Raw genomic sequence first — 6424 nt, forward strand, 5'->3', positions numbered from 1 at the left:
CGGAGCAGGCGCCGGATCGTCGCGGCCGGGTGGAGCGCGCCGGTGGGGTTGGTCGGGTTGCCGACGACGACCAGGTCGGCGTCGTCCGGGACCCGGGTCGGGTCGAGCAGGAACGGCAGCGGGAGCACGACCTCGCTCACCCGATGACCCGCCTGCTCCAGCGCCGCGTGCGGCTCGGTGAACTGCGGATGCACCACCACCGGCCGTCGCCACGGCCGGAGCCGGGCGACCAGGGTGAACGCCTCGGCTGCCCCCGCAGTGACCAGGACCTCGTCCTCGGACCGGCCGTGGTGGGCGGCGACCGTCGCCCGGGCGGCTGCGCTCGACGGATAGGCGCCGATCGAGTCGAGGGACGCACGGAGGGCCGCGTCGAGCCAGACCGGCCGCGGCCCGGCGTACACGTTGACGGCGAGGTCGAGCAGGCCGCCGACCTCGACGTCGCCGTGGTGGCGCAGCGGGTCGGGAAGGTCAGCCACGGCCGTGCACCGCCTCCGCGAAGCGCCGCGCGAGGTGGGGGTGGCCGGCCCAGTGGGTGTGGAGGTACGACGCGTGCAGGGTCGGGCTGGCGAAGCCGACCTGCTCCCCGTCGACGCTCCACGCGGGCGTCGCGCTCGCCGTCGGGGTCACCCGGGTGCGGTGGAACTCGTGCCCCGTCGCCCGCTCGCCGGCGCGGGTCAGCAGGTTGTCCGTGACCGCCGTCGCCTCGGGGTAGCGCAGCGTCAGCCGCTCCGTCATCGCCGCGTCGGCGTCGAGGACCCCCGCCATCGGCGCACCGTCGAGGGTGCGGCACAGGTAGAGCAGCCCCGCGCACTCGGCGACCGTCGGCAGCCCGTCGAGCACCGCTCCGCGGATCTCGTCGCGCAGCGTCGCGTTGTCCGCCAGTGCAGCGGCGTGGACCTCGGGGAAGCCGCCACCGAGGTAGAGGCCCTTCGTGCCCTCGGGGAGAGCGGGGTCGGTCGCCGGGTCGAAGGCGACGACGCGGCACCTGGCCGCCTCGAGGAGCTCGGCGGTCTCGGCGTACCGGAAGGTGAACGCGCGCCCGCCCGCCACCGCGACCACGGGTCGCCCGGTCTCGTGACGGTCGCCAGAGCGACCTCCTCGACCAGCGGGAATCGTCGTTGGTCGAGGAGGTCGCGCAGCGACCGTCACGAGACCCGGTGACCACGGCCGGGGCGCCGCTGGTTGAGGTGCGAGCGGAGCGAGCCTCGAAACCAAGGCATCAACCGGTGGCGAAACTGGCCGGGGCGCCGCTGGTTGAGGTGCGAGCGGAGCGAGCCTCGAAACCAAGGCATCAACCGGTGGCGGAGCTGGCCGGGGCGCCGCTGGTTGAGGTGCGAGCGGAGCGAGCCTCGAAACCAAGGCATCGCGGGCCGACCACGGCTCGGCGTCGAGGTCGGGCGCGGTGCGAGCGAGGGCGAGGACGGCGTCGAGGTCGACGGTCTCCGCGATCCGCTCGGCGAGGCGGTCGACGACGTCGGCGGCCTCGCGGCGCTCGGCGGCGGGGATCAGCCCGAGGTGGCGCGACGGGGTGGCGAGGTCGGGGTCACGGGGGACCACGCCGAGCACCGGAAGGTCGATCGCGTCGCGGACCTCCGCCGCGTGCCGCGGGGAGCCGGCCTGGTTGAGGATCACCCCGGCGACCTGGACGGACGGGTCCCAGGTCGCCATCCCGTGCACGACCGCGCCGATCGACCGCGACGAGCGCGCGATGTCGACGACGAGCACGACGGGGGTGCCGGTCAGGGTCGCCACGTGCGCGGTCGAGGAGAAGCCGCGACCGCCGACGCGTCCGTCGTACAGGCCCATGACGCCCTCGATCACAGCGACGTCGGCCGGCGTGGGCCGGAGCGCGCCGTGCAGGAGCAGGGGTACGACGCGCGCCTCGCCCACCAGGTGCGGATCGAGGTTCCTCCCCGGGCGACCGCACGCCAAGGCGTGGTAGCCGGGGTCGATGTAGTCGGGCCCGACCTTGTGGCCGCTCACGTCGAGACCCGCGCGGGACAGAGCCGCCATCAGGCCGGTGGCGACGGTGGTCTTGCCCTGGCCGGTGGCCGGGGCCGCGATGACGACCCGGGGGAGCGTGGTCACCACTCGATGCCCCGCTGGCCCTTCTGCCCGGCGTCCATCGGGTGCTTGACCTTGGTCATCTCGGTGACCAGGTCGGCCGCCTCGAGCAGCCGCGGGTCCGCGCGGCGGCCCGTGATCACGACGTGCTGGCGTCCCGGCCGGTTCGTCAGGGTCTCCAGCACGTCGTCGAGGTCGATCCACCCCCAGTTGAGGGGGTAGGTGAACTCGTCGAGCAGGTAGAGGTCGTGCTCCTCGGCAGCCAGCCGGCGCTTGATCTCCGCCCAGCCCTCGGCCGCCGCCGCGGCGTGGTCGTCCTCGGTGCCGCCCTTGCGGGACCAGGACCAGCCGGAGCCCATCTTGTGCCACTCGACGGTGCCGAACCCCGACGGGAGCTGCTCGAAGGCGGTCTGCTCGCCGAGGCGCCACTTGGCCGACTTCACGAACTGGAAGACCCCGATCCGCCAGCCCTGGTTCCAGCCGCGCAGCGCGAGGCCGAAGGCTGCGGTCGACTTCCCCTTGCCGTCGCCGGTGTGCACCATCAGCAGCGGTCGGTTGCGGCGTTGCTTCGTGCTGAGCCCGTCGTCGGGTACGACGAGCGGCTGTCCCTGTGGCACTAGCCCCTCCAGGTCTCGTGGTGGATGGCGTCGGCCAGCGGCCGGCGGGAGCGCCAGCCGTGCCGCTCCAGGTCGGGCACCGACTCCAGGTGGGAGACCGTGCCGAGGCACAGCCACGCGACGGGTCGGGCGTGCGCAGGGATGCCGAGCAGGTCGCGCAGGAACGGCTCGCGGTAGAACGACACCCAGCCGACGCCGAGGCCCTCGGCGGTCGCGGCGAGCCAGAGGTTCTGGATGGCGAGGACGGTCGAGAAGAGTCCCGTGTCGGCGATGGCGTGCCGGCCGAGGACGTGGGGGCCCCCGCGCTCCTGGTCGTGGGTGACCACGACGCCCATCGACGACTCGCAGATGCCCTCGACCTTGATCCGGTCGAAGGTCGCGCGGCGCTCGGGCGGGAGCGAGGCGGCGAAGGTGTCGCGCTCGCTCGCGACGTGGTCGCGGAACGCCCGTCGGGTGGCGGGGTCCCGGACCACGACGAAGTCCCACGGCTGGCTCATCCCGACGCTCGGCGCCCGGTGCGCCGCGCCGAGGACCCGCTGCAGCACCTCGTCGCCGACCGGTGCGCCGGTGAACTCGGCCCGGACGTCGCGACGGCGCGCGATCACGTCGTACAGCGCCAGCGTCTCGGCAGTCGGGGTCGTGTGCCTCAGCACCCCGGATTCGGCGGTCTCAAGCACACAACCCTCCTCGGGCGACGGTGGTCAGGGCGTCGGCGCTCACGTCGCCGACCGGCACGTGCCCGGCCCCGAGCTGGTCCGCCAGCGCGCGGGCGAGCCCCATCCGCAGCGGGCCGCCCTCGCAGTCGACGACGACGGCCGCGACGCCGGTGGCGGCCAGCCCTGCCGCGGCAGCGCGGGACCGCGCGATCGCGTCGGCGCCGGAGGTGGCGCGACCGTCGGTGACCACCACGAGCAGCGGCCGTCGGCGCGGGTCGCGGATGCGCTCGAGCGCGAGCACCTTGGCGGCCTCGAGCAGGCCCTCCGCCAGCGGCGTCCGGCCTCCGGCGGGCAGGTCCTCGAGGCGGGTGGCGGCCACGTCGACCGAGCTGGTCGGCGGCAGTGTCAGGTCGGCCCGGTCGCCTCGGAACGTCACCAGTCCGACCTTGTCCCGCCGCTGGTAGGCGTCGAGCAGCAGGCTCAGGACGGCTGTCTTGACCTGCTCCATCCGCTTGCGTGCGGCCATCGAGCCGGACGCGTCCACGCAGAAGAGGACCAGGTTGGACTCCCGTCCCTCACGGACGGCGACCCGCACGTCCTCGGCCTCCAGCAGCAGGCGGCCGGCGCGCCGCCCGCGCCCGTGCTGGTGGGGCACCGCGGCGCGGATCGTCTCGACCAGGTGCAGCGCGCCACCGCCTCCGGTCGGCCGCTCGGCGCCGACCCGGCGACCGGTCTCAGTGCGCGCGCGGCTGCGGCGGCCCGCCGTACCGGCGCCGGTGCCGCGCACAGTGAAGAGCCGGGCGCGGTACGGCGCGGTCGTGCCGGTCGTCGTGCCGGTCGTGGCGTCGGTCGTGCCGTCGGCGAGGGAGGTGGCCTCGGTGTCGGCGGAGCCGCGGACGTCATACGACCCTTCACCTGTTGGTGCACTGTCGTATGACGTCCCGGTGTCGTTGGGCGGGACGTCATACGGACCTTGACCCGTTGGTCCATCGTCGTATGACGTCCCCTGGTCCTGACCTGGCCCGGGATCGGGGTCGAGATCGTCGTGGGGGTCGGGGTCGGGGTCGGGGTCCGGGTCGGGGTCCAGGTCGTCGTCGCCCAGCGCCTCGCGCAGCAGGTCGTCGTCGAGTCCGGGGCTGTCGAAGGGGTTGCGCCGGCGGCGGTGGGGGAGAGCGAGCCGGGCCGCGACCTCGATGTCCTCGAGTACGACGGACTCCCGGCCGCTCCACGCCGCGTGGGCGGACGCCGTGCGGGCCATCACGATGTCGGCGCGGAGGCCGTCGACCTCGAACGCGGCACACACCTCGGCGATCCGGAGCAGCGCCGTGTCCGCGAGGAGCACCTCGCCGACCCGCTTCCGGGCCGCCGCGATCCGGGACTGCAGCGCCGCCTCGGCGTCGGCGTAGGTCGCGGCGAAGGCGTCCGGGTCCGCGTCATGCGCCATGCGCCGGCGTACCACCTGGGCGCGCAGTGCCGGGTCGCGCGGCGCGGCGACCTCGACGGTGAGGCCGAACCGGTCGAGCAGCTGCGGGCGCAGCTCGCCCTCCTCGGGGTTCATGGTGCCGACCAGGACGAACCGGGCGTCCCGCTCCACGGACACCCCGTCGCGCTCGACGGTGACCCGCCCCATCGCGGCTGCGTCGAGCAGCACGTCGACCAGGTGGTCGTGGAGCAGGTTCACCTCGTCGACGTAGAGGATCCCGCGGTGCGCCTTGACCAGCAGCCCGGGCTGGTACTCCGCCCGTCCCTCCGAGAGCGCGCTCTCGAGGTCGATCGACCCGAGCACCCGGTCCTCGGTGGCGCCGATCGGCAGCTCGACCAGCCGCGCGTGCTGCCCGTCGACGGGCGGCAGCACGGCAGCCAGGGCGCGCACGATGGTCGACTTGGCGGTGCCCTTCTCGCCGCGCACCAGCACGCCGCCGACCTCGGGCGTGATCGAGGTGAGGACGAGCGCGAGGGCCATCGGGTCGAGGCCGCCGGGTGCGTCCATGTCGGCGCCGAGCACGGCGCTGAACGGGAACGCGGATCGTGGAGCGGTGGTCATCGGTTCCTCCCTGATGCGTAGAGCCAGGACTCGCCCGCGGCCGCGTCGGCCAGAGTCGGGTCGGCCAGAGTCGGGTTGGCCAGAGCTGCGCCGACCAGGATCACGGCGGCCTGCCGGAGCCCGGCGGCCTCCACCTGGTCGGCGATGCTGCCGACGGTGCCGCGGAGCACGACCTCGCCGGGCTGGGTCGCCCGGTGGACGACGACGACCGGGCAGCCCTCGCCGTAGGACGGCGCGAGCTCGGCCATCAGCTCGCGGGTGCGGGTGATCGCGAGGTGCAGCACGAGGGTGGCGCCGGTCGCAGCGAACGCGGCCAACGACTCGCCCTCCGGCATCGCCGTCGACCGCGCCTGGGTGCGGGTGAGCACGACCGACTGCGCCACCAGCGGCACGGTGAGCTCGTTGCCGACCAGCGCGGCGGCGGCGGCGTACGCCGGGACGCCGGGCGTGACGTCCCATCCGACCCCGGCCGCGTCGAGCCGGCGGGTCTGCTCGTGCAGCGCCGAGTAGAGCGACGGGTCGCCCGACGTGAGTCGGACGACGTCTCGGCCGGCCGCGTGCGCCTCGACCATGGCGGCGGTGATCTGGTCCAGGTCGAGCCGCTGGGTGTCGACGAGGTGGGCGTCCGGACGGCAGTGACCGAGGACCGCGGCGTCGACGTACGTCCCTGGGTAGAGGACGACGTCCGCCTCCGCGAGCAGTCGAGCGGCCCGGAGGGTGATCAGGTCGGCAGCACCCGGGCCGGCCCCGACGAAGTGGACGGTCGGTCGGGGGACGCTCATCGGGCCACCGCCCACTGGGTGACGGCGCGGAGCGGGGTCCAGCCGGTGCGCCCGCCCAGGGGCGCGGCCTGCTCGACCGAGATCCGGGTGAGCTCACCGCCGTGGCGCTGGTACGACGCGACCAGCAGCTGCTCGGTCTCCAGCGTGACGCCGTGGGCCACGAGCCGGCCGTGGGGCGCGAGCGCGTCGAGGCAGCGTTCGATCACGTCCGCGCTCGCGCCGCCACCCACGAACACCGCGTCGGGGGCCGGGAGGTCGGCG

6 protein-coding genes and 1 pseudogene are annotated in these 6424 nt (G+C 74.6%); all 7 read right to left on the reverse strand.

The features are described 5' to 3' along the window. On the reverse strand, positions 1-476 hold a 476-nt coding region (locus H0488_RS21275; protein ID WP_183101215.1), incomplete at its 3' end, for an aminotransferase class I/II-fold pyridoxal phosphate-dependent enzyme. Beyond that, the gene (locus H0488_RS21280; RefSeq protein ID WP_183101216.1) at positions 469-2088 is read right to left on the reverse strand and encodes a cobyrinic acid a,c-diamide synthase CobB; all 1620 of its coding nucleotides are present in this window, start codon (positions 2086-2088) and stop codon (positions 469-471) included. The genes H0488_RS21275 and H0488_RS21280, both read right to left, overlap by 8 nt. Then, a complete protein-coding gene (cobO, locus tag H0488_RS21285; protein WP_183101217.1) occupies positions 2085-2681 on the reverse strand; it encodes a cob(I)yrinic acid a,c-diamide adenosyltransferase in 597 nt (198 codons plus the stop codon). Before cobO ends, H0488_RS21280 begins: the two co-directional genes overlap by 4 nt. Continuing rightward, positions 2681-3358, reverse strand: coding sequence for a 5,6-dimethylbenzimidazole synthase (gene bluB, locus H0488_RS21290; RefSeq protein ID WP_312856474.1), 678 nt, complete (start codon positions 3356-3358; stop codon positions 2681-2683). Before bluB ends, cobO begins: the two co-directional genes overlap by 1 nt. Further along, complete coding sequence (locus tag H0488_RS21295; protein ID WP_246372644.1) at positions 3351-5381, reverse strand: VWA domain-containing protein; 2031 nt, start codon at positions 5379-5381, stop codon at positions 3351-3353. The genes bluB and H0488_RS21295 overlap by 8 nt, the downstream gene beginning before the upstream one ends. After that, positions 5378-6163, reverse strand: coding sequence for a precorrin-4 C(11)-methyltransferase (cobM, locus tag H0488_RS21300; RefSeq protein WP_183101218.1), 786 nt, complete (start codon positions 6161-6163; stop codon positions 5378-5380). Before cobM ends, H0488_RS21295 begins: the two co-directional genes overlap by 4 nt. Further along, positions 6160-6424, reverse strand: a pseudogene (locus tag H0488_RS21305) (cobalamin biosynthesis bifunctional protein CbiET); the annotation flags it as partial. The gene cobM and the pseudogene H0488_RS21305, both read right to left, overlap by 4 nt.

This window comes from Nocardioides pelophilus (assembly GCF_014180685.1).
Lineage (GTDB): Bacteria > Actinomycetota > Actinomycetes > Propionibacteriales > Nocardioidaceae > Nocardioides > Nocardioides pelophilus.